The 25,778-nt window shown below is 40.0% G+C and carries 21 protein-coding genes; all 21 read left to right on the top strand.

Translation table 11 applies throughout. The features are described from left to right. The first annotated feature begins 77 nt into the window (after positions 1–77). The gene (locus CVV44_05635; protein ID PKL39702.1) at positions 78–1,121 is read left to right on the top strand and encodes an IS4 family transposase; all 1,044 of its coding nucleotides are present in this window, start codon (positions 78–80) and stop codon (positions 1,119–1,121) included. 43 nt (positions 1,122–1,164) lie between these two features. Continuing rightward, a complete protein-coding gene (locus CVV44_05630; protein ID PKL40126.1) occupies positions 1,165–1,536 on the top strand; it encodes a GxxExxY protein in 372 nt (123 codons plus the stop codon). 80 nt (positions 1,537–1,616) lie between these two features. Continuing rightward, positions 1,617–2,798: a UDP-4-amino-4,6-dideoxy-N-acetyl-beta-L-altrosamine transaminase gene (locus CVV44_05625; GenBank protein ID PKL39701.1), complete on the top strand. Its 1,182-nt coding sequence runs from the start codon at positions 1,617–1,619 to the stop codon at positions 2,796–2,798. A gap of 521 nt (positions 2,799–3,319) precedes the next feature. Next, the gene (locus CVV44_05620; protein ID PKL39700.1) at positions 3,320–4,636 is read left to right on the top strand and encodes a UDP-N-acetyl-D-glucosamine dehydrogenase; all 1,317 of its coding nucleotides are present in this window, start codon (positions 3,320–3,322) and stop codon (positions 4,634–4,636) included. A gap of 113 nt (positions 4,637–4,749) precedes the next feature. Continuing rightward, positions 4,750–6,162, top strand: coding sequence for a sugar transferase (locus CVV44_05615; GenBank protein PKL40125.1), 1,413 nt, complete (start codon positions 4,750–4,752; stop codon positions 6,160–6,162). 151 nt (positions 6,163–6,313) lie between these two features. Next, the gene (locus tag CVV44_05610; GenBank protein PKL39699.1) at positions 6,314–7,087 is read left to right on the top strand and encodes a hypothetical protein; all 774 of its coding nucleotides are present in this window, start codon (positions 6,314–6,316) and stop codon (positions 7,085–7,087) included. Between the two features lie 122 nt (positions 7,088–7,209). After that, complete coding sequence (locus tag CVV44_05605) at positions 7,210–8,820, top strand: hypothetical protein (GenBank protein PKL39698.1); 1,611 nt, start codon at positions 7,210–7,212, stop codon at positions 8,818–8,820. Positions 8,821–8,938: 118 nt separating this feature from the next. Further along, entirely contained in the window at positions 8,939–10,255 is a 1,317-nt protein-coding gene (locus tag CVV44_05600) for a hypothetical protein (protein PKL39697.1), read from the top strand. Between the two features lie 46 nt (positions 10,256–10,301). After that, positions 10,302–11,060 carry a glycosyltransferase gene (locus tag CVV44_05595; GenBank protein PKL39696.1) on the top strand — a complete coding sequence of 253 codons (759 nt, stop codon included), beginning with the start codon at positions 10,302–10,304 and terminating at the stop codon, positions 11,058–11,060. A gap of 69 nt (positions 11,061–11,129) precedes the next feature. Further along, on the top strand, positions 11,130–12,041 hold the full coding sequence (locus CVV44_05590; protein PKL39695.1) for a glycosyl transferase family 2: 912 nt from the start codon (positions 11,130–11,132) through the stop codon (positions 12,039–12,041). A gap of 148 nt (positions 12,042–12,189) precedes the next feature. After that, the gene (locus CVV44_05585) at positions 12,190–12,759 is read left to right on the top strand and encodes a serine acetyltransferase (protein PKL39694.1); all 570 of its coding nucleotides are present in this window, start codon (positions 12,190–12,192) and stop codon (positions 12,757–12,759) included. A 34-nt stretch (positions 12,760–12,793) separates the two neighbouring features. Further along, positions 12,794–13,660 (top strand): hypothetical protein, encoded by an 867-nt coding sequence (locus CVV44_05580; GenBank protein PKL39693.1) that lies wholly within the window; start codon positions 12,794–12,796, stop codon positions 13,658–13,660. Between the two features lie 85 nt (positions 13,661–13,745). After that, the gene (locus tag CVV44_05575; GenBank protein ID PKL39692.1) at positions 13,746–16,313 is read left to right on the top strand and encodes a hypothetical protein; all 2,568 of its coding nucleotides are present in this window, start codon (positions 13,746–13,748) and stop codon (positions 16,311–16,313) included. Then, positions 16,282–17,418 (top strand): hypothetical protein, encoded by a 1,137-nt coding sequence (locus tag CVV44_05570; GenBank protein ID PKL39691.1) that lies wholly within the window; start codon positions 16,282–16,284, stop codon positions 17,416–17,418. Before CVV44_05575 ends, CVV44_05570 begins: the two co-directional genes overlap by 32 nt. A 34-nt stretch (positions 17,419–17,452) precedes the next feature. After that, positions 17,453–18,418 (top strand): hypothetical protein, encoded by a 966-nt coding sequence (locus CVV44_05565; protein ID PKL39690.1) that lies wholly within the window; start codon positions 17,453–17,455, stop codon positions 18,416–18,418. A 118-nt stretch (positions 18,419–18,536) separates the two neighbouring features. Then, the gene (locus CVV44_05560) at positions 18,537–19,667 is read left to right on the top strand and encodes a UDP-N-acetylglucosamine 2-epimerase (non-hydrolyzing) (protein ID PKL39689.1); all 1,131 of its coding nucleotides are present in this window, start codon (positions 18,537–18,539) and stop codon (positions 19,665–19,667) included. A gap of 5 nt (positions 19,668–19,672) precedes the next feature. Continuing rightward, positions 19,673–21,265: a hypothetical protein gene (locus CVV44_05555; GenBank protein PKL39688.1), complete on the top strand. Its 1,593-nt coding sequence runs from the start codon at positions 19,673–19,675 to the stop codon at positions 21,263–21,265. Continuing rightward, the gene (locus CVV44_05550) at positions 21,252–22,058 is read left to right on the top strand and encodes a hypothetical protein (protein PKL39687.1); all 807 of its coding nucleotides are present in this window, start codon (positions 21,252–21,254) and stop codon (positions 22,056–22,058) included. Before CVV44_05555 ends, CVV44_05550 begins: the two co-directional genes overlap by 14 nt. Positions 22,059–22,493: 435 nt before the next feature. Next, complete coding sequence (locus CVV44_05545) at positions 22,494–23,615, top strand: hypothetical protein (GenBank protein ID PKL39686.1); 1,122 nt, start codon at positions 22,494–22,496, stop codon at positions 23,613–23,615. Between the two features lie 323 nt (positions 23,616–23,938). Further along, entirely contained in the window at positions 23,939–25,441 is a 1,503-nt protein-coding gene (locus CVV44_05540; protein PKL39685.1) for a hypothetical protein, read from the top strand. 52 nt (positions 25,442–25,493) lie between these two features. Continuing rightward, entirely contained in the window at positions 25,494–25,778 is a 285-nt protein-coding gene (locus CVV44_05535; protein PKL39684.1) for a hypothetical protein, read from the top strand.

Genomic DNA, 25,778 nt, shown 5'->3' with positions numbered 1-25,778 from the left:
GATTTTAAAAAGATGGTTTCCGAGCACAAAGGAGACAAGGAGACAAGGGAACAAGGAAATTTTCAACCAGGAATCTATTGAGTGTCATGCTCTACGTCCACATGGCATCGAAACAGAGCTTGAGGGATATTATCGATTCCCTGGAGAGCAGGAGTAATCTCTGGTATCATCTGGGGTTGAACTCATTGTCACGGAATTATTTATCCCATGCCTTGAAGAACAGATCGTATAAGATATTTGAAAGAACATTTTACTCGTTATTATCTAAATTACAAAATGAGAGAGGTTTCGTAAACGACAAGAGATTCAAGTTTAAGATGCCCGTAAGGAGTCTTGATTCAACAACCATAAGCCTGTGCCTGTCTCTTTTTGACTGGGCGACATTCAGGAAAAAGAAGGGCGGCATTAAGCTGCATGTCATGTTCAACAACAAAGAACAAATTCCGGAACTGTTAAACATGAGCAACGCCAGCACGCATGATATTACTATGGCGAATTCATTTGATATCGTTGAAAATTCCATCTATGTCTTTGATAAGGGTTATATATGCTTTAAATTCCTTGAAAAAATCAATAAAAACAGGGCATTTTTCGTTACACGGACAAAATCGAATACACAGTACAAGATTATTAAGAGACAGCAGAAGACCAGAGAAGGGATCAAGGCTGACTGGATCGTCTCATTTAGCAGTTATAAATCAAAAGATTATCCCGATCAGTTGCGGGTGGTCAGGTATTATGATAAAGAAACAAAAAAGATTTATGAATTTATGACTAATAATTTTACTCTTTCAGCAAAAACGATAGCTGATATTTATAAATCCCGATGGGACATTGAATTATTTTTTAAATGGATAAAACAGAATCTGAAAATTAAAACGTTTATCGGGACATCGGAGAACGCGGTGAAAATTCAGATATGGACGGCAATGATCGCGTATCTCTTGACGGAATATATTCGATTTAGATCAAAGACGTCTTTCACAATATTGAAGACGTTTAGAATACTCAGTGAAAACATATTGTCGCATGGTGAAATTTTTCCATTGCTGATGAAAAAATCACCCCCGCCCGGGAAGCAAAAAAGCTCGGGTGATTTGCAGTTAGCTTTCGGATTTTAAAATCTATGGGACAGCAGTGAAATAATTTATAATGAATAATGGTATTGAAAATTTAAATAAAATAACAGAAAAAATAATTTCTTGTGCAATTGAAGTTCATAAAATTCTGGGGCCGGGTCTTCTGGAATCTATTTATGAAAATGCGCTATGTTATGAATTTAAAGTGAGCAATATCAAATATGAAAAACAGGTAGAGATGCCGATTGTTTATAAAGATTTACAACTGGGTGTTTACCGTCTTGATATTCTTGTGGAAAATGAAATAATCATAGAACTCAAAGCGGTAGACAGAATAGATCCGGTTTTTGAGGTTCAGCTTCTAACATATTTAAAAGTTTCTGGTAAAAGATTGGGGTTATTAATAAACTTCAATACACCGGTCCTCAAGAATGGAATAAAAAGAATAATACTATAATTCTCCGTGCCTCTGTGTCTCTGTGGCTTTATATTATTTTGATAGCAGCAGATTCATATCATGCATGGTCGTAGAGGGCTATGACAAATATGACCTTAAAAATCCCCTTCCATAAACCGTACATCACCGAAGATGAGATCAACGCCGTTGCCGACTCCATGCGCCAGGGCTGGCTCACCATGGGACCGAAAACCGTTGAATTCGAAAAACAGTTTGCCCGGGCCGTGGGCGCCCCCCATGCCGTGGCCGTCAATTCCTGCACGGCTGCACTGCATCTGGCATTGAAGTGCATCGATCTGAAGCCCGGTGATGAGGTTATTATTCCTGCCATGACCTTCGTGGCCACGGCCGAGGTAGTGCGCTATTTCGATGCCGTGCCGGTGCTTGTCGACATCGAAGGCGATACGCACAACATGGACGTGTCAACAATCGAAAGAAAAATTAGCGGTAGAACCAGGGCCATTATCCCGGTTCATTTCGCCGGTCAGCCCGCGGACATGGATGAGATCATGGACCTGGCCGGGAAGCATAACCTGACAGTGATAGAAGACGCTGCTCATTCATTTCCGGCTTTATACAAAGACCGCAGAGTCGGTTCTATCGGTCACATCACCTGTTACAGTTTCTATGCCACGAAGACTATCACTACGGGTGAGGGCGGCATGGCCGTGACCGCCAATGAAGAGTGGGCCGAGCGCATGCGGGTCCTGCGTCTCCACGGCATCTCCCGCGACGCCTGGAAGCGCTATACCGACGAGGGAACCTGGCGTTACGATGTCATCGAAACGGGATATAAATACAACATGACAGACCCGGCCGCAGCCATGGGACTTGAACAGCTGAAGAAAGCGGAAATGATGAAAGAGGGGAGGAGCAGGATAGCGGAACTCTACACCACGGCTTTCAGCGAAAAAAAAGGACTGATTCCCTATACAGTGAAAAACGATCGTGATTGCGCCTGGCATCTGTATCCGCTGAAGCTTGATATCGATGTTTTGTCTATTAGCCGGGATCGGGTTATCGAGGAACTGAAAGAACGAGGAATCGGTACCAGCATGCATTTCATTCCCCTGCCCGTGTTTTCACATTACGGGGACCTGGGATACCGGATTGAGGATTTCCCGGGAAGTCGGTATGTATTTGAACGAACCGTGTCGCTGCCTATTTATTACGGTATGAGCGATGATGAGGTGGGGTATGTTATTGAATCTGTACTGGATGTTGTGGGGGAATATGCCACGGAGGGTCGAATTGAGCGATGACTTTTTTGAAGAGATATAACAGGAAGAGCGCGAAGGGCGCGAAGAGGGATGAGAGTTTTCTATTGCCAGGCAGGGACACTATCTGTTGTATTTTACCGGTCCTTTAAAAAAAACATTTTAAAGGACATATTTATATCTGCGGTGAAACACACCCTGGCTTTTTTTATGTACATCCCTGCATATATCCTGGTAAATCAGTCTGTTTCTCTCACAACTTTGTGCTCTTTGCGTTCTTCCTGCGAGAAATTATGAATACATTTCTGAAGTAAGTAACTCCATCAGGACCATAAAATGGCCCGATTTCAGGGTATCTTTATTTCAAATGTTCCTCTGAAATCTCTAAATTGATCTTGACGTAATCCGGCAAACCATTACTTTTTGCTATTACTATGGAGTATCATATTAACTTGCAGCCTATAATAAAATTCATGAATAGTATTTTCACCAGCATATTTGACTTGAAAAATAATAAACCGCTTGATGCATTATAATTCGGGATCACTAAAGAGGTTAAAAGCGTGATGTCATCAAAAGAAGCACTGATTCAACGAATAAACGAAAATAAAGAAATTGTGGGAATCCTGGGACTCGGCTATGTGGGACTTCCACTGGCAGTTGTATTCGCTAAAAAAGGTATACAGGTTCTCGGTTTTGAAAAATCGGAAAAAAAGGCGCAAAAGGTCAATAAAGGTGAAAATTACATCGGCGATGTCGATGACAATGATTTAAAGGCAGTCGTGGATAAAGAACTCCTCTCAGCCACAACGAATTTTGCCCGGATAAAGGAATGTGACGCACTGATCATATGTGTTCCCACGCCTCTCGATAGATTTAAAAAACCCGACATGTCTTATATCGAAAATTCCTGTCATGAAATTGGAAAGAATATAAAGAAGGGGGTTTTTGTCTCCCTTGAGAGTACCACCTATCCCACCACCACGGAAAATGTCATGAGGCCGATTATTGAAAAGGAATCGGGCCTCATATGTGAGAAGGATTTCTGGCTTGCCTTTTCACCGGAACGCGTTGATCCGGGCAATCATTTGTACAAGACTGAAAACACACCTAAGGTTCTGGGTGGTATAGGGGCTGATGCAGTGGAGATAGGTAAGCTGTTATATGAAAAAGTAATAAGCCAGGTTTATCCCGTCAGTTCTCCACGAGCCGCGGAAATGGTAAAAATCCTGGAGAATACCTATCGGCTGGTCAATATTAGTTTGATAAATGAGCTTGCACTTCTTGCAGGCCGTATGGACATAGATATCTGGGAAGTAATAGACGCGGCAAAAACCAAGCCCTTTGGTTTTCAACCCTTCTATCCCGGTCCTGGCATCGGAGGGCACTGTATACCTCTTGACCCCTTTTATCTGGAGTATATCGCAAAGAATTATCGTTTCAATCTTTCCATGATAAACGCCGCAGGCACTATTGATGATATCATGCCCCATAGAATGTTTGTGAAGATCAATTTCGCTCTCAACAGGCATAAAAAGGCAGTAAACGGTTCAAAGATTTTGTTTCTCGGTGTTGCCTATAAGGCGGACATTAATGATGAACGTGAGAGTGCGGCTCTGAAGATAATCGATGAAACAGTACGTAAAATGGGCGAGGTAATGTATCATGATCCCTACATTCCTGAAATTGTTACTGAAGAAGGAAGATCGTTTTCCAGTGTTGAACTCACTGATAAACTTTTGGAGGAAGTCGATTGTGTGGTCATTGTTACACCGCATAAGGTATTTGATATGAAGCGGATTGTTGACAAGTCAAAGCTTCTTGTAGACCTTCGCAATGCAACAAAGGGGATAGCTGCCGAAGGGAAGATATTTAAACTGTAGATATTAATAATAACAGCCCTGTAATGTTTAGCCTTTTTTAATTTAATAAAAACATTAATGATTGGTGATTGATGCTCGAAGATATCAGAAAAAAAGAACGTCTCATTGTCAGGATGCATCTCTTCCTTGACATGATTATTACCATAGCTTCTTTTTTAAGCGCCTATTATCTGCGGAAGTTTGTTCTGCCCTCGGGGGGGATTGCCGGGCTGAATATTACACCGAATTATTATATTGTGCTCCTACTGATCATCATTATCTGGATTATAGTTTTTGCCCTGTTTAATGTCTATGCCGGTTTTTCCGAGAAGAGCTACCTGGAAATCGTCAAGGATATTATCAAGACCACCAGCGTGGGTATGATAGTTGTTATTTCGGTCCTTTTTCTTTTTAACATGAAGGAAGTGAGCAGGCTGCTCCTGGGTATTTTCTATAGTACCAATACAATTTTTCTCCTCATAAGCAAACGTCTCATTCTCGTCATTCTCAGAAAGTATGGGCAAAACAGACATAATTTTCATAATATACTCATTGTGGGAAGTAAGCGCAGAGCCGAGGGTGCTATTGGTCTTATCAATTCTTCCAGAAAAGGATATAACATAATCGGATGTCTGGATACACATATCGATAAAGTAGGCTTGGAAGTAAAAGACGGTGTGAAAATCATCGGAACTATGGATGACCTGAAGGGAATTATGCTTAAACATGTCATTGACGAAGTAATTTTTGCCATGCCTTTGAAGGATATCGAGTCCGTGCAGGTCTACATGCTCCTCATCGAGATGATTGGCGTAAAGGTCCGTATTTTCCCGGACTGGCATATCTATTCAGTGTTGTATCAACCGGGCATCGCAAAGATATTTTTCGATGATTTTCACGGTATTCCCACTATGCTTATTACGGCAACCACGTCGAAACATCGTGATCTGCTTTTAAAATCTTTTATTGATTTTTCCGCATCGGCTTTTGGACTCCTTATAATTTCACCGTTGCTTATCCTTATATCGTTGCTTATAAAAATCGTTTCTCCCGGCGGGAAAGTACTTTTTAGTCAGCAGCGCCTGGGTCTCAATGGCAGGACTTTTAATGTGTATAAGTTCAGGACCATGGTGCCAAATGCCGAAGAGCTTCTGGTACAGTTAAAGGAAAAAAACGAGGTCGATGGCCCGGCTTTTAAAATCAAGAAAGACCCGCGTATAATTCCTTTTATCGGCACATTTCTTCGCAAGACAAGCCTGGATGAACTGCCACAGTTTTTTAACATACTGAAAGGTGAGATGAGCCTTGTGGGTCCCCGACCACCCATCCCGTCCGAAGTGGAGCAGTACGACGTGTGGCAGCGGCGGCGCCTCAGCATGAAGCCGGGACTTACCTGCCTGTGGCAGATCTCGCCGAACCGCAATGACGTCAGCTTCAACAAGTGGATGGAAATGGATTTACAGTATATCGATAACTGGTCGCTCTGGCTCGATTTCGAGATTCTCTGGAAGACTGTAAAGGTTGTATTTGCTGGAGAGGGGAGATGATTTTATTTTTGTACGGATATCCTCGACTCAGGTAAGAAGTAAAACGGGTAATGATGAAAGATTATAGAGGTTCAGTATGAAAAATTATTGTCTGCTACCATTCTTATGTATACTTTCAATTATGATTTCATGCGGCGGCGAGGAAAAGGTAATGAAAAAGGCGGGTAATGCAAGTCTCCTTCAGACCGTGAGTGCGGAGCAGTTACAGAAATTGAAAGATAAAAAAATCTACTGGGGGCACATGTCTGTCGGTTACAATATCATTAAAGGTATTAATGATATAATGAAAGAAAATTCCATGATTGAATTGAACATTATTGAAAAAAATCATATTAATGACAAAATGCAAGCCTTCTTTGCCCATTCACAAATAGGTGAAAACAGGAACCCGAAGTTAAAAGTAGATGATTTTGTAAAAATTATCAACAATGACTTCAAGACAGGTCTTGATATAGCCTTCATGAAATTCTGTTATGTCGATATTACTGATGAAAGCAATGTCGATGAAATTTTCAAGCATTACAGGAATTGTACGGATGCCTTGATTAAAAAATACCAAAAAACTACATTCATACACATGACAGTTCCCCTGACCGTAAATTCAGGGCTAAAGGGAAAAATCAAGGATGTAATCAAGGGCCTTATGGGACGTAAAACCACACAGCAATGGCAGAATGCATCAAATATTAAACGTGCCAGATATAATGAGCTTTTAAAAAATTATTACGGCGAAAAGAATGTTTTTGATCTCGCCCAATATGAATCAACCGCTCCCGGTGGCAGACGGCAGTCATTCGCTATGGATAACAAAATATTTTATGAACTTGTTCCCGTATATACCGACGATGGCGGTCATCTGAATGAGATGGGAAGAAGATATATCGCAGATCGTCTATTATTCTTCCTCATTAATCCGGGTAATTGATTGATAGAAAAATATTGGTGGAAATTTGCACCTTTTTGATAATTTAAAAAAGTAAGTAGTTTATTATAAGATTATAAAATAAATAGTTTTACCTTAACTATTAAATATCTGAGTGGTAAAAAATGGAAAAAAAAACGAGTCCCTTTGATCTAAGTGTAAAAGGTATAGTAGATATTATCTTCAGGCATAAAATGATAATTGTGATCGCCTTTATTATAAATATGATCTTTACAATGATTGGCATTCAATTTATCACACCAGTGTATGATGCCAACGTGAAAATGCTGATTCGTGGTCAAAGCATTACAGCGGCAGACACCTATACACCAATCGGTTCATACGCCATACGATCAACGCAGGCTCAAATTGTTCAGTCATATCCTGTTCTAAAGCGGGCGGTTATCGCACTTGATCTGCATAATCGCCCAGCCGATTATGAAACTCAATACTGTTCTGAGTTGAAGAAAATGGTCATAGAGTACAGGATGGAAAAGGCCAAAAAACAAGTGAAAAAGGGAATAAAACAGCTTTCACAGGAAATGAAGGAGGAGATGAAACTGCAGGGCGCTATAGAAAGCCTCAAATCAAGGTTGAAGGTCAGTCTGTTGCCAGGTACAGATATCATTGTTGTCAACGTCACTGCTTTTACCCCCGAAGAAGCCATCGAAACGGCGAATGTTATCAGTAGATCTTATACCATATTCGATCAAATGCAGCAGCTTGCTGAAATTACTATCAGGTATGGCGAATTTCATCCAACGGTGGTTCAAATAAAGGACAATATACGAGATGCCACTAACAATCTTTCGGGAAAGACACTTTCTGACATCCAGGCCATTGGAAATGCCAGTGTTAAGATAATTGAGCAGGCAACATCTGATAATATGCCGGTAAGCAAACCTAAAAGAAAAATTCTATCAGTGGGGCTTCTTGCTGCACTCTTTATAAGTTTTGGACTTGCTTTTGTTGTCGCTATTTTTGATCGGACTATAAAGTCACCGCAGGATGTTGTGGTGCATCTTAATGTTCCCTGCATCGGTTCGATTCCCGTGAAGCAAAGGAATGATAATTATTTAATTACTGAAGAAAGTCCTGATACAAGATACTCCGACTTTTATGAAGAGCTGGCTGAGCAGTTTTATGTTTTTTTAAAAACACAGGGTCTCAAGGCGGCAGTTATTACTTCTCCTTTATATGGCAATAATCATAAATATATAGTACCTAATCTTGGATACCTGCTTTCAGATGTTATGAAGCATAAAGTCCTGCTTATAGACGCGAACTTCCATAATCCTTCTTTTCAGGAAATTTACAAGTTAGGAGATGAAAATGGAAATGATAACACCGGGAGAATTAAAGTCCTGGACAAAAATGTCATTAGCATTGGAGAAGGCATTGATCTGTTTCCAGTGGAACAATTTAACGGGAATCTGGTTGATGCCATAAAAAAAATCGATTTAAAGGAAATAGTCAAGGTTAAAAAGGCAGACTACGATGCTATTGTAATCGATGCCACATCAGTAAAGAATATGAAGGAAGCCGCCAGAATTGCAGAATGCGGCGATGGGACGGTTATTATCATTGATGAAGGAAAATTGAAGATACAAATGATTAAAAATTCACTGCCTCGCCTGAGAAGCGCCGGGGTTAAAATTCTTGGTGGTATTTTGAATGAGCGGACTTTCCCTATACCGGAAATTATTTATAGAAGATTCAAATATTTTATTGATTGAACATGATGAAGACCTGGAATACATTCACGAATGATTCTTCAATCAGCCATGCTGGGGATAAACATGGAGAGTATGCTTTGTCTGATTATATATTATATGATATGAAACTGGTACATGCATGAATTTTCTTGTGCCAGTGATGATGTGGGGATGGATACCCTTTACCATTTTTCTCTTCCGGCGATTTACAATTCAGAAAGCTATTCTGATTTCCGTTATTGGTGGAGTTCTGTTTTTACCAGTTACAGAGTATGATTTACCGATGATAGAATATGAGAAAAATACGGCAATAGCTCTATCATTGCTCGGTGGAATTATTTTTTCAGGAAAATTTTCAGATATAACCTTCAGGCCGGGGAAGATAGATATTCCGATAATTACATATTGCATTATATCTCCCTTATTGTCTATTTTCGCCAACGGTTTGGGTGTTTATAATGCTGTTGCTGCTGCTGTCCAGACATCATTAGATTGGGGCATTTTTTATCTGGCAGGGAGAATGTTTTTTACGGATAAAGTTGCACTGCGCCATCTGGTAGGAGGAATAATAATCGGGGGCCTTATCTATGCTCCCCTTGCGCTTTTTGAAGTGAGGATGAGCCCTCAGCTTTCTATCATTGTTTACGGATTTTTCCCCAGCAGTTTTTTACAGCAAATCAGGTATGGAGGGTTCAGGCCCATTGTCTTCATGACACACGGATTAATGGTCTCGCTATGGATGGCCGCAACATTTACTGTTTCATTCTGGTTGTTTCGGGCAAAGGAGATTACTGAAATAAATAAAATACCAATGATCCTGGTAGTTTTACTGCTTTTAATAACAACGGTGCTGTGTAAATCTGCCAACGGATTTGTATTTATAATATTAGGCATTCTTAGCTACTATCTATGCAAAATACTGAAATCAACAATGATGTTAAAAATAATTATTCTGGTTATTCCATTATATTTGATTCTAAGGGTGTCGGGAGTGTTGCCGACTGAAACACTGATTGACTATCTGGCAAAAATATTTGACGCAGAGAGGATTGAATCCCTTTCAGTGCGATTGTTTCAGGAGGAAGTATTCGGTAGAAAGGCGCTGGAGCATCCTCTGCTGGGATGGGGCTGGATGGATTTTGCATGGCCATTGGATCCTTTCACGGGAATAAATGCTGTCCGCATGATTGATGCTTATTATATCATAATCTTTGGAGTGAGGGGATTTTTAGGACTTGCAAGTCTCTATGCCGTTTTGCTTTCAGGGCCATGGATTATTATGAAGTTTAAGAACACATACATTGATGCTATGGTTCTCAGTATTATTGTGATCTTTTTCGCGATAGATACCCTTATAAACGGTATGATTAATCCCGTATATATTTTAATAGCAGGCGCATTAATAGGTTTTTCTGAGAAACTGAAACTGCAAAATGATAAATCTAGAGTTTATTAAATCGTGTTGTCATCGATGCTGATACTATATCTATACAGGGATAAATATGGAATTTAAGAGATGTAAATTACTGAACTGTACTATTGATAGTCTTTCTATGAATCAACTGTTATTTAAATTGACAGAAGGGGTGCTGCTCACTCCCAATGTGGATCACATGATGACCCTCCAGGAAGATCCGGAATTTTACAGAATATACCAGGAGGCGGAATATGTGGTTCTCGACAGCCAAGTGATTGCTTTCGTGATGAAATATTTTCTGCGAACGCCTGTTCCCGAAAAAATTTCCGGATCGGACTTTTTCCCTGCCTTCTGTCGGTATCACAAAGATGATCCTGAAATTAAAATTTTTCTTCTTGGCGGTAAACCGGGCGCACCTGAAAAAGCCATGGAAAATATAAATAGCAGGATTGGCCATGATATTATAATAGGGGCACATTCCCCGTCTATGGGATTTGAAAAAAATCCTGATGAATGTGCTGTTATAGTGGACATGATTAACTCTTCAGGGGCGACGGTGTTGGCTGTTGGGGTTGGGGCTCCCAAGCAGGAGAAATGGATTTACAATTATAAAGCCATGTTGAAGGGGGTGAAAATATTCATGGGCATTGGCGCTACCATCGAATTTGAAGCCGGATTTGTGGAGAGGGCCCCTTCGTGGATGAGCAGTGCCGGACTTGAATGGTTGTACAGGATGTTGCAGGAACCTGGCCGATTGTGGCGAAGATATTTAGTCAGGGATATTCCTTTTTTCTGGCTGGTCTTTAAACAGAAGCTGGGAAAATATAGGAATCCTTTTGCGTAAAATATTTTCTGATTGAGCGTTTTGCGTTGCATATAACCATATGATGTCGTTGAATCGAGGCAGTTTGTCATGAATATTTCTGTTATCATACCTTCCTATAATACACAGGACTCTATCGAGGATACATTGTTGCATCTTGTGCAGCAAAAAATTGATGTCGAATGTGAAATTATTGTGGTAGATTGCTCTGAGCATAATTTAGTAGAACAAATCGTTGAACGTATTAAAGAATCATCCGTGAAACTACGTTATATTTATAAAAAGGAGCGCTTTAATCCAGGTGAAGGAAGAAATATTGGAGCCCGTGAAGCGTGGGGTAGTTTGTTGATTTTTATCGATGCTGATGTAGCGCTTGCGCCTGGCTCTTTGCAGGCTGCATGGAATCATTTCACCGCAGGCAAGCAGATATTTGGCGGTGCCCTGGAACTTGATACAAGTGTAAACAGCAGTTTTGCCGCATATATAGAACATTATTTTTTCAACCACGAATCACAAAGAGGCCGTCCTGAATGTGAAAGGAAAAACCTGAGTTCCGCGCTCATGTTTTTTGACAGAGAAATCTTTATTCAGGAGGGCGGTTTCAAAGACATCCCGCGGATGCAGGATACGGAGTTGACAGAACGCTTGCGAAGGCAGGGCCATCATTTATTTTTTTGCCCCGATGTTCTGGCTTTTCAAAAACAGGATTCCCCTCTTCCAAAGGTACTTAAGAAAATTTATATCAATGGACAGAATCTTTATTACATTCGCTATCATAATTCGATGTCTCTGGTTAAAAGAGTTGTATTTTTTATAGTCTTACCTTTAATTACAATTATAAAAATGGGGCGGATAATTATCAGGCATCTGGTTTACCAGCCTCCTCTGCGAAAACTGATAATGTTGGCTATCGGTTTTCCCTTGCTTGTCTCCGGTTTCTTCTGGATGGCAGGCTTTTATAATGCGCTGATTACTGAAAAAGGAATCAGCGCAGAGCGTTGACAGATATTATATGTATATTAAAACAACAAATGTTTTTAAATGAACAATGAATAAAGAACGTATAATCTTAATGAAGATTGAGAGTGTTCTGTTCATTTCAATTGTCCGAAACACAATTTAAAAACTGTATCATAAGAGGGGATATAGAATGTTTGATCAATTTAAAGCTGATTATAGAAGGCATGAAAAATCCCTGTTAAATCCGGCTTTATGGGCAGTATGTAATTTTCGTTTTGGCCGCAGCGTCATGCGGATAAGATTTGCTCCCCTGCGGTGGTTTTTGCGTAAAATTTATGGATTTAACTTATTTTTAATATTAATAACCAGTGGAATTCGTTTATATTGTGAAACTCAGATTGGTGAAGATTTTCATCTTATCCATTCAGGGAATATCAACATACATCCACAAACAGTTATTGGTGATCGATGTGGTATTCAACATGATGTCACTATTGGAACGAGTATTGGTCCAGGTGTGCCTGTTATCGGGAATGATGTTTTTATTGGCACAGGGGCTAAAATATTAGGCAATATTACAATTGGTGATGGTGCAACGATTGCTGCCAATTCGCTCGTAATTACTGATGTGCCGGCTCACACAACAGCTATGGGTGTTCCCGCAAGGGTCTGGAAGTATTCTGCTGTTGAAGCAAAAATTCAAAAGGAAGGAAGTAGAACAGATATAAAAGAAGCTAATGAAGATAAAAAAGCGGATTAATTAATAATAGAGGAATACTTCTTTTGGATTTTCAATGAATTATCGACAAGATATAGAATTATTTAGAATTTTAAGTGCTTTTGGCATTGTTTGGTTTCATTCCCATCTTAAAGGTGGAGATATCGGATATTCAGGCCTTCTTTATTTTATAATCCTTTCACTTTATCTTTCAGGTGATAATCACAGTGTAATTCAGCGCTCAAAACGTTTACTGATCCCCTGGTTATTCTGGTCTTTTTCTTATGGTTTTTTAAATATTATCACTACTAAACCATTTTTGGATATAAGTAATGGTGTTTTAGCTGGTTTGCTGGCTGGTCCACATATTCACTTATGGTATCTGCCCTTCATATTTTTTACATTGATTTTGTTTGATTTTATAAAAAGTAAATTAGCAATCTCAACAATCGGGATTTCTGCAGCATTCATTGCTTTTGTATCGCTCGTATCTGTATCTTTATGGAGAGATTATAGCAATTCCTTAGGAGCACCCTGGGCGCAGTATTTCCATGCCTTACCTGCAGTTTTTATTGGTGCATGCTATTGGGCTTCTAACAAGCTTGCTAATAGATTATTATTCTTTGTAATGGTGCTGGTATTATTTTTAACTGCAGCAATTAATATTAATGTATCCGGAGTAGGAATTCCTTATACGATTGCAATTTTACTGTATTTCCCTGTCTTGTTTCTTCCCCCTTGGTTAAAGTTAAATTTTAATATTAGAAAAGTATCCGAACTTACACTTGGAATCTATTTATTGCATCCATTTATTTTTATGGTGTTTTATAAATTAAATATCGATTTAGGCTATTATTCGCCACTTGTTGTTTTTATTAGTTGCAATATATTAGTATATACATGGAAAAAATGCTTTCCAACATTATCCAAATATATTATATAAAGTAAACTTTACAAAGAATAGTAATTAAACAAATTTCTCAATACAAATTAAACTTTGCTATAAAAAGTCTGGGTCGAGTATTCTTATGCTAAATGAAGCACTAAAAGGTGCAAGTTATCTTGATGTATTTGATCATCAGGTTGCGAAATACCCAACAGCGAATGCATTAACTAGCAAAACACTAACCTATACCTATGGGGAAGTCGCCCGGCAAGCCAAATCGTTTGCTCTGGCATTGAAAAGTCATGGAATTTACCCGGGTGATAAAGTCGCTGTGGGGATTTCCCGCAATGAATCACTGGTTCCATTATTGCTGGCCATATGGTCTTTAAGAGCCGCTTATGTCCCGGTCGATCCTGCTTTTCCTCAACAAAGACAATCCTGTATTCTGGAGAACTCTCGGGCAAAAATTGCGATATTTGATCATAACAAAATAGTGCCGAAGTTTGGTGGTTCCGTTGTTAACTTGAACGAATTAGTTGCACGCTCTTCAGCGTTGACGGTTTCGAATAACGTGTCTCTGGCAAGTGATACCGCTGATAAAAATGACGTCGCCTACATTATCTATACATCCGGTTCAACGGGGAATCCTAAGGGAGTGGCTGTGAGTCAGGCAAATTTGCTCAATTTTATCGAATCCATGGCCATTGAACCTGGTCTAGCAAACAATGATTGTTTATTAGCGATAACTACAATTTCATTTGATATTCATGTTCTGGAAATATTTCTGCCTCTATTTGTTGGAGCGCATCTGATTTTGGCTACGAGAGAAGAAAGCATATCGCAAAGTTTGTTGCGTGAGCTTATTGACAGCCGTAATATTACTGTAATGCAGGCAACACCCGCGACCTGGCGCATGATCCTGGAAAATGGCTGGCGACCTAAGCGCAAGCTAAAAATTTTAATAGGTGGAGAAATTTTCCCTCTTGATTTAAAGGCAACACTCCTTCGGGCGGCAAAGGAAGTCTGGAACATGTATGGTCCTACCGAGACAACAGTATGGTCCACATGTTTTAAATTGGATAGTTATAAAAAAGTATATCTCGGAAGGCCGATTAAAAATACCCGGCTTTATATCGTTGACGAAAAACTGGAACCTGTTTCCGAAAAATCGTCGGGAGAATTGTTGATAGGAGGTGAAGGTGTTGCTCTCGGTTACTATAACAATGATACGTTAACCGATAAAATGTTTATAACGCTGAAATCCGGTGAAAGAGTTTATCGTACGGGAGACCTTGTTAAAAAGGGGCCTGATGAAAATATTGAGTATATCAACCGCATCGACAATCAGATTAAAATCCGCGGATTTCGAATAGAACCATCGGAAATTGAACAGGTTTTAGCACAACATTCTTTAGTGCAACAAAGTGTTGTCGTCGCCTCTGAATTAAGCGCTGGTGACGTTCGTTTAATTGCCTTTTACATGGGCGAACCTGACAAAAATACCACATTACGTGATTTCTGCAAACAACGATTGCCTGAGTATATGGTACCGCAGCATTTCATTTATGTTACATTATTTCCAATGACGGCAAATTTTAAAATTGACCGAAAAGCTCTGGCAAGGGAAGGTGTTGACCGATTGGGGGAGGCCGAAAGCATCTATGTTATTGATCCGCGGGATGACCTCGATCGGAGTTTGATGTATGTATGGGCCTCTTTACTTTGTATAAATAAGATCAGTATAGACGATAATTTTTTCGATTTGGGTGGGCATTCTCTCCTGGTTTTGCAGGCTATAAAGGAAATGAAAGTAGCTACCGGGTTGGATTTCCCGTTATCCGTATTTTTCGAATCTCCGACAATTCGTCAAATTCGCTGTCATATAGGTAAAGAAGAAAGGCGGGCATCAAACGTTGTTAAGCTGAATAACGCCAGACATGGTGATCCTATATTTTGTATGTGCGGAGTTCAGATATACGCCGAACTGGCTGAATGCTTTCAGGGCCTGAGACCGGTGTATGGTATCTTCGCATCAGAGGAAGTTACTTTTCTTAATGCAGAAGCCAATAATCAAAGTATTGATTTTTCCTTTGATGCTTTGGTGGAATCATACAAAAGTGCACTTCTTCGTCAGGGCAGACCTCAAGCGCTCACACTGGTAGGACTGTCTTTTGGTGGGTTTATATGTCTCGAAGTTGCTAAAAAATTAATCGCGGAGGGTGTTGTTGTACACAACACGTATCTGCTTGATTCCTATACCGATATCAGCATATATCGCTCATGCCGGGGTTTAGCAGCGGACGCAATTAAGTGCATTAGTATCGAAGGGCCTTCAGAGATGTTTAAGCGTTTTCTTGGGAAAATTCGCAAATTTATATATTCTCAAAAGCCGGAAATAAGAAAATCTGCTGAATCCGCAGTTAATGATCAAAAAGAGAGGGAAAGAGCATTTGACCGGGCTGCACGCGTTTTCATGAAAGAAAATAATACTTATGCAATTGACTGCGTTTTGATAAAAGCCACAGAGACATATTTCGGATTTGGCATGCGGTCTTATCAGGATTATCGGCTTACGGAGTATGTCAAAGGAAAATTACGCATTCATAATATAAAGGCAGATCATATCGAAATGCTGGACGGAAAATGCGTAAAAAATATTTACGACATAATGCAACAATATGAACCAGAATCCGCTATTAAAAACGACTAGTTCGGGAATTCAAATAGCAGTATATAAGGGACTGCAAGGATTTGAGAAGCTGGAAGCCGCCTGGAATGAACTGGCAGGGAAATCGGGTACGCATTTTCTGCACTTTCCCGCCTGGTATGGAGCGGAGCTTCAACGAAGTGGTGGTGATAATACATATTTTGTATCCCTTTCGGATTTAAAAGGTTCTCTTTTTGCAGTGCTTTCATTTCAATGGGTAAAAATTAAAGTAAAATTATTTAACATTCCAATTGTTCAATTATACTACCCAAATGAAATGGGTGTGAACGATGTTATTGCCAGTACTTCACTATCTCCTTACTGGAACGATGCCGTAAAGACACTCCGAAAAGCATTGCCTTTTTTTCTATTAATGCGCTGGCAATGCCTTCCGGAAAATGGATATGCTGTTTCATTGGATATGGATAAATCATTTCGTCATACCCATTATTCGAAGTATCTTCACTTTGAAAGTGGCTTTTTGGAATTTATTGAACGGTATAGCAGTAAGTTTCGCAAAGGGCTGTTAAAAAAAATGCGAAAAATTGAGGAGCAAGGGCAGCTTGAATTAAGGATTTTTAAAAACAGTGATGAACTGAATGCGGCATTTGATTACTTTCTGCATGTGGAAGATTCCGGTTGGAAGGGACATGATGGCACCAGCATAATAAAACAGGCAGATAAATTGAGGTATTATCAATATTTTAAACAGCACTTTGGTGAGCTCGGATTATGTAGGATTATCCTTCTGACATTAAATGGCGAGGCAATTGCAGCCCAGTTTGGAATAGCTATTAGAAACAGGCTTCATCTTTTAAAAATCGGTTTTCGAGAAGATTTTTCAGAGTACAGCCCGGGCTTTTTGCTCCTTTACAAATTGATAGAGCATTATTGTCAGGAGAAGAGCATTGATACGATAAGCTTTGTGACAGGTGTTGGCTGGATTGATCGCTGGCATCCAGACTTTGTAAGCGTAGGAATTTTCTATACTTCAAACGGCTCATTGTTGAGCAACCTGGCTGTTGATGCTCTGCGAGCCATCATTAATATACGTGAAGCAATTAGCTCAAAAGCTTTGCCCCAAAAAGCGGAGAAAGAGGACGATTGAATATAGCCGGTGGCACAGATTTAAAAGTTGACACATGCCGGTAGAAAATTTATTATTCTCGTTCAGGGTGGAAATAATGAAAAAGATTGAATATCTTCTGCAGCTCCTGGTATCTGTTCTATGCTTCTATACACTGTCAAGATTTATCCAGTTTGATGTACTGGTAGATGTTTTTAAAAATGCACGAGTAGGCGCACTGGTAATCGTGTTCATTCTCATGTTTCCTGCTGTTCTTGTACGGGCATGGCGCTGGTATTATATTCTAAGAAGAAAGAATATTGATGTACCTATGAGTACCATGAGTCGAGTAACCTTTATCGGTATGGCCCTCAATCTTTTTATTCCAGGAGGTGGGGGGGATATCGCGAGAAGCTATTATGGCTGGCAGTCCCATGGGCATAAAGAGGCGATGCTGGCCACCTCGGTTTCCGATAAAGCCGTGGCGCTATTTACGCTGTGCCTCCTGGGGATTATTTGCGGATTGGCCATAGGCACATACCAGATAGTCTGGATCACATCACTATTGACAATTCCACTGGGCCTGTTGCTTTTTATTCCATGGCGTCTTCCCTGGAATATTCTCTCAAAACTGGTAAAACGTATAATCAAGAAAGATCTTGATGTGGATAAATTACTGGCGACATTTCAGATGGACGCGACAACAATGCTGGGATGTGTGGCGATTTCATTGATAGGATGGGCATTTACAAATTTGATGTATTACTATGCATGCATCGCTTTCAATCCTGCCGCAGATGCGTTGTATGTTTTTGCAACAGCCCCGCTTATCAATATTGTACGGGCTATACCAATTTCTATCAGCGGCCTGGGATCAGCCGATGCTTTAATAATCTATCTCTTTGCCGATATGGGTATGGCTAAGTCTGAAGCCTTGGCTGCGTCTATAATAATCAACATCTTTCTCATTGCCTTACCGGGTCTTATAGGAGCTGTTTACATATTGCTTCATAAAAACAGGCAAACGACAAAGACCGATTAATAAAAAGCCCTTGACTGCAAGGAGTGATGAGCAAGAATTGAAACCTTTTGTTATATGTATAGAAAACATACGAAATAAATAATGCAATGATGTTTTATCCCTGGAGATTATATTTAAAATGAATAAATTAAAGATCGCGATAGTTATCGGAACCCGTCCGGAAGCAATAAAAATGGCGCCGGTATATTTAAAAATGAAAGCTGATAGCCGGATAGAAGTAATTCTGATAGCAACTGCCCAGCACCGTCAGATGCTCGACGAGACACTGGCAATATTTGCGATCGAACCTGACATTGACCTGAATATTATGCAGGCAAACCAGACGCTGCCGGAATTATCGGCCCGATTGATCGTTAAAGTACAGGAGGCGCTGGCAAGAGTTAAGCCCGATGTTGTTCTTGTTCATGGAGATACGGCAACGTGCCTGTTTGCCGCCCTTGCTGCGAATTATGAAAAGATTCCCGTCGGCCATGTTGAAGCAGGGCTCCGAACATATAATTTTGATGCCCCGTGGCCGGAAGAGATAAATCGCCGTTTAACCGATCCTATCTGTAAATGGTGTTTTGCGCCTACAAAACGAGCCGCTCAAAATTTAATAGAAGAGAAAATTCCCGAATCACACATTCATATCACCGGCAATACAATTGTCGATGCCTTGCTGCTCAGCCGGGAAAAAATAGACAGGAGCAAAACCCTAATTAATGGATTCGATCTTGGCACTATCCAAAATAAACGTATGATTTTAGTTACGGGGCACAGGCGGGAAAGCTTTGGGAAACCTTTTGAACAATTCTGTCTGGCTTTGCGCGATATAGCCAGGAGTCACAATGATGTTGTTATTGTTTACCCAGTTCATCTCAACCCCAATGTACGGAAACCCGTCAATGAAATACTTAAAGATGAGGAGAGAGTTTTTCTAATCGAACCGGTCGAATACCTGTCCTTTGTATCGCTGATGGACCATTGCTTTTTTATTATTACCGATTCCGGCGGCATCCAGGAGGAAGCCCCTTCTCTTCATAAGCCCGTATTGGTGACCCGCGATACAACGGAACGTCCCGAGGCCATCGAATCAGGACTGGCAAGGCTCGTGGGAACTTCCCGCGATAATATTGTAAATGAAGCCAATAGGTTGCTGACTGATTCGGCGGCCTATTCCTCAATGGCAAATGGTGTCAATCCCTATGGCGATGGAAAAGCAAGCGAACGTATCATTGATGTAATTGTATCGGAAATAGGTTCCCGGTAATAACTGTGTCTGGGAAAAAGGATATGAACAAGTTCACGACAATCAGTTCCTTCTTTGTTCGATTTCCGCTTACAGGGGCAATTCTGCCAGTTCTCGCACTCCTGGTCCCTGCAGTTTTGTTTTTGCCTCGCGAATCGTTATGGACTGATGAAACAACTGTTCTCAGTGGTTTGACCCTGGGTCCTATCGAAATAATTGGATGGCTGACGGGGAAATTTCACCACTTTAATGTTCCACCCGATAATGCACCACCAGTGGGTTACTGGCTGCAGATGCTCTGGGCGTCCATATTCGGATTGACCGAACTGTCAATGCGAAGCTTTGCATTGGTTGTTGTCAGCATTGCTGTTGTCGTGGTTTTTGAGACGGCAAGAATCGCCTTTGGATTCAAATCTGGACTGCTGGCAGGTTTTTTATTTGCCTTATCTCCCAATGTAGTAGAGCAGGCTGTGAATATACGCGTATACCCCTGCTTGTTATTGCTATCGGCCTGCGGCTTTTACTGCCTCGTACGTTATTTCGATCAATCTCAAAAGAATCAAAACAGGTGGTTGACAGGCATCATAGTAGTTTCAATTCTTGCAACGTACTCGCATTTTTTTGGCCTGCTCTTGGCAGGGAGTTTACTGCTGGCAGTTCTTGCAGAAGTCTGGAAAGAGGGGAAATCTTTAAAACCTGTATTTATAGCAATAGCATTGGTTGGAGTTTCTGCTGCAGGTCTTGTGCCATTTTTGCTCACGATGTTTGGCAATCTCGGGAGCAAGGTAGGCGGGACAGATGAAGGCAATATTCGTGCAATAGTGAGACTGCTCTATCGCCAGGTTGCTCATCCAACAACCTCAGTTTCAATTTTCGCTGTCATATCAGCCACACTTGGATTCTTGACACTATTAATTCTCTCTCTATTAAGGAGGGGGAGTGAGAACAGACAAAGAGATGCCATATTGACGGCTTTGATCGGAGGTTTTATGGTAATAGTTCTTGGCAGAATTTTTGTTTCGCCTCTGGTCACTGAGACCCGTTACAACCTCTGGATCATACCCGGGCTTATGATTCTTCTTTCATCCTCGTTGACCGTTACATTCCGTTTTTCCGGAATACTTAAGGTGGCAGCGGTTATATTGCTTGTAGGAGCCAGTGTTTTTGCCGCTTCTCAGTTTGTTGTGAATGGTTTTTATTTTTCTCACTCCCGCTTTTCTTCGATCGATAAATACATACAGAAACTCGGGCCTGAAAATGTGGCAGTTATTCATGAAGGAAATGCAGCGGTTTGTTTTCCGATTCAATACACCTATGAATCAAAAATCAGCCAGTATATGCTGATGCCCAGTGAAAATTCCCGCCATCTGTTAAAAAAATTTCCTGAATTAAAAAATGAAGCAAGCATTTCTGAAATCAATTCAGCATATATTATGCTGCTTCGAACAGAGGCTATCGGTGCCTCGGATATCGCAGATCGGATAAAAAATGGGGAAAAGCCACTTGCTGACAGTACTTACCAGGAAATTCTGGAGAAATCCGGAAAGTGGAACTTAAATACCAGCCAGATATTTATATCTTATTTTCAAACGGACATGAAAATTTATGAAAAAAAGTAATGTTGTATCTAACAAGAAAAATATCAGCGGCACTACAATAAGGGAGAAGAATATGAAATTGAAAAAGTTCTACATTTATATACCCTGTTACAATGAAGAGGAGAATATCATTCCCCTTCTTGAGAACATACAGGAGTTGAGAAACTGCTCCACTGGCATAGGTATTGATGTACATGCCATAGTGGTAGACGATAAAAGCACGGATAACACGGCTGAGCATGCCCAGTCTTTCATCAAGAAGCATGATTTTGTGACGATGATTAGGCATGATCCTAATAAAGGGCTTGTTGGCGTCCTGGAAACAACATTTAAGGATGCGCAGAAGTATGTGAGTGATAAAGATGTATTGGGAATTGGACTTCTTGATGGAGATAATTCTCACAATCCGCTTACCTTTTTCCCAATGTTTTCTAAACTCAGGGAGGGTTACGATGTGGTAGTTGCATCACGTTATCAAACAGGAAGCATGATAATGGGGGTTACGAAATTCCGGCAGATGCTTTCCTTTGGCATGTCTATTTTGTTCAGGATGTTCGGCCGAATCGAAAATATACGTGATTATTCCTGTGGTTTCAGGGCTTATTCGTCCAGGATCGTTCAAAAGGTTGGACCGGTTCAGCTTACAGCGCGCAGCTTTGCCTGTATGGTCGAACTGTTAACGGTATGCGCAAAAAACGGAGCAACATTTTTAGAAGTGCCCTTTTGCCTGCGTTATGATTTCAAGGGGGGGGAGAGCAAGATGCCTTTTAAGAAAACAATTATTGAGACAATGAAAGTTCTTATAAAAAAATAGTCTTGTTTGAAAATACACGACTTATTGGAAAGTTTCCTTGTTCTTAAAAAGAAATAGTTATAGTTTTGAATGATTGTTTTTGTATAAGGCGTACACTTATATAAAATCTTCATAATGTGTTGTGGATTAAATTGATTGCAGCAATCGATGTTCCTATTATCAGTGACCTGCCCCCCCCCAAGAAGTACCACTGATTGAGGGAAAATCTCTTGCAAAAATAAAGTATATAATACAGGAGATTAAGAATGAAACGATAATTAATGTGTTTGGGGGGAAAATATTTCATGATTTCAGAAATGTAATTTTTATTGACTTTACTTTTTTGGTATGTTTTTCTTCTAAATAAAGGAGTAGAAGAAAAATAAGAAAAATATGATAGTTCCAGATTACTATAATGAATATATATAAGTATAACAAGAATAATTGGAGCACATTATGGAAGGCTACACCAACTCGGACGCAAAAATTCAACGTGTGTTGATATTTACCCTTCATTCACAGCAAGCCCTGCATGTTATCAGAGCCTTAAGCAGTGTTGGAATTAAGTGTTATGTTGTAGGCCATGATCGTTTCGCAATGCATCTATTTTCTAAACACTGCCATGTAGGCTTTTTTACAAAAAGAAAATTTCTGGAAGAAGGTGATGATCAGTTTTTTCAAAAAGTCAATTCTTTTGTTAGGAAAAAGAAAATTGATGTGCTGATAGGCACTGATGGGGATACAACTCGAATGTTGATCAAATGCAGGAATCAATTGAAGGGAGCAAGGGTGTATCCAGGGCCGGATTTGAATCTCTTTGATAAACTTCATGATAAATGGAATTTTGCAGAATTATTAAATCAGTTTAATCTTCCACAACCTGAATACCAGTTGATATCAAAGGTTGAAGACTTTGATCTGAAAAAATTAGGGTTTCCTGTTCTGCTTAAACCACTAATTGGTGCCGGCAGTATTGGTATTCAAAAGATAGATAACTTCTCTGCTTTTAAATCGGCTATACAAGAGCTTAAAAATAAAAATAGGTTGCCAATTCTTGCCCAGGAATATATCGATGGACAGGACATTGATTATAATGTTTTGTCAGAGGATGGGAATATAATCGCCTGGAGCATTCAGCAAAGAATCAACTCTCAAAAAGGTTTAATCCGGTACTTAGTCAATGAAGATGTTGCAGCAATTTGTAGAGAATTGATTCAGCGCTCTAAATACACCGGAGTTGGACATATCGATCTGAGGATTGATGATAAAGATGGTCGAGTAAAATTTATTGAATTTAATCCTCGCTTTTGGGGGTCTCTTGATTATTCAACCGCAATGGGGTTGAATTTTCCATATCTTGGTATCCAGATATTCACCAAACAATCAATTATTCCGTCACTACCTGTCGTTGGTGATTGTCCATATTTGCCAATATCATTGGCGGCTTTAGTTAGAAAGATAACAGGTCGAGGCATAAGCATTAAACAAGGAAGTCTTAAAAAATGGGCTCAATATCTTTGGGCTGATCCACTTCCTGAGCTAATTGAGGATATTCGTCGTCGTTTTCGTAAAACCTGATCTATTAAAAACGAATGTTTCGACATTGTTGGCCTATGAGAATGTATTTTAAACCAATTATAATCAGAAGCCTTGAGAGCAGTTTACTGCAGGGATATGATATATAAACTTAAAAATATTTAAGATGCGTGAGGAGCTCGAAAAAGACACGCTATTCAATAAGGGAAATCGAAGCAATATTAAATATGATTTGTTTTGATAGATACAGCTTTTCTGAATATGCTGAATACAAGAAAATGCTTTGCTTTTTTTTGAGATTCTTCTATTTGTCCTTCCAATCACAAACCGTTTCCACGTGACACTTGATCATACCGGAGTAACAAATGAATCTGGAAATAATAAGAAAACTATTTAAATACGATACCTATTCACTGAAGTTTAATACTATCCGGGCAGCCTTTTGGAGTATTGCTGGTAAGGGTGCCGGAAATGTTATTAGGATCGCAGGGAATCTGGTTCTTACCCGAATTTTATTTCCTGAAGCGTTCGGAATGATAGCAATTGCCAATGTCGTAATCATGATGATCTCTTTATTTGCTGATACGGGTGTTTCTCTCGCTGTCATTCAGAATCCCCGTGGCGCTGAAAAAGAATTTTTAGATACATCCTGGATAGTAAGTATTGTCCGGGGGATTATTTTGTGGTTTGTGGTTTCCGCACTTGCCTGGCCTGCGGCACTGTTTTATAAGGAGCCTCAGCTAACATGGATTCTTCTTATAATGGCCTCCAGCCAAATTGTTTATGGTTTTTTAAATCCAGCTTTACCTTTACTTGTCAAGAAGTTTCAGGTTGAAAAACAGGTGATGATGGAGATTTCTACTCAAGTAATAGGTTTGATTACTACTATTGTCTTAGCCATAGCAATGGGATCTGTGTATGCATTGGCAATTGGCTATATTGTTTCGAATATTTTGAAAGTGTTTGCATCTTACCTTGTTGTTAAATACAGGCCTTCATTCACATGGAATAAAGCTGTAGGGCGCGAATTGATACACTTCGGCAAACAGATAATTTTGAATACCATGATAACAGTGCTTGTCAATCAGATGGGTGTATTAATGATGGGGAAATTGCTGGGAATGGATGACGTATCATTTTATAATATTGGACATAATTTAGGCGGTTTGTTGGCTACTTTTTGCGTTCAAATGCTGTCGCAATCGTATATGGCAGCTGTTAGTTCTGTTCAGTCTGACTTGGAGAGAGTGCAGAGAATTTACCGCAGGACAATAACATTACTCATCGCAATAATGGTCCCGCTTTCAATGGCTCTTTCCTTATTTGCTCAAGATATTATTCGACTTTTATATGATCCACGTTACCAGCCCTCTTGTATTTCCATGTTTTGGATTGGACTAGCTGGGATCATTCGCACGATATCGTCAGTTACCGGAATAACTTTTTTTGCTATGGGACGTCCAATCTTTGAAACAATAGCCTACTTCTGCGGCTTAGTGCTACTTGTTATTTTGTTACCTTTTTCTATTCACTACGGAGGTCTTAACGGTGGTTCCGCTACTGTTGCTTTAGTTTTTGTTTTTGTGACAATTGTGGAATGCATTTTATTGAAATTCAGATTTAATTTTTCAACTAAAATCATACTTAACGCCTGGCTTCAGGCTGTTGTTACTTCTTGCTTTTGTTACATTGTCTACTTTATACTCCGTCCTTATTTAAGTAGTGAATATTTATACAATATTCCCTTTGCTGTTCTATCAGGAATCATTTTTGTCGCTATTTCAGCAATAGCATATCGGATTTTAGAGGGGAAAAATCCATTTCGCGATGAAACCTTACATAACCGTTTAAACAACCCCACCTTGTAAAAATCGAAGCAGCATGCTACGGTTCCTCTATTTTGAAAAATGGAGGAACCGTATGCAGGACAAAAGAAAATACCAGAGACGCGACCGGGAATACTGGCGTAGCCATGTGGTAAGCTGGGAAGTGAGCGGTATGAGTCAGACGGAATACTGCCGTCGCAACAACATCTCCTTTTCATCGTTCGCGAACTGGGAAACGAAACTTATGGGGACGCAAACGGGAAAACAATCGGAAGAACCGGTATTTGTTGAAATCGAACATGGTTTAATGCCCATGCGGGAGGTGCATATCCGAGCTGGTCAATCCCTATTTCGGGGAGAGGGTACCCCTGAATTCTGA

The sequence above is a fragment of the Spirochaetae bacterium HGW-Spirochaetae-1 genome, from assembly GCA_002839375.1.
In the GTDB taxonomy this organism is placed as follows: Bacteria; Spirochaetota; UBA4802; order UBA4802; family UBA5550; genus PGXY01.
The sequence above is the reverse complement of the archived record's forward strand: the minus strand, read 5'-3'. Positions and strand labels throughout refer to the sequence as shown.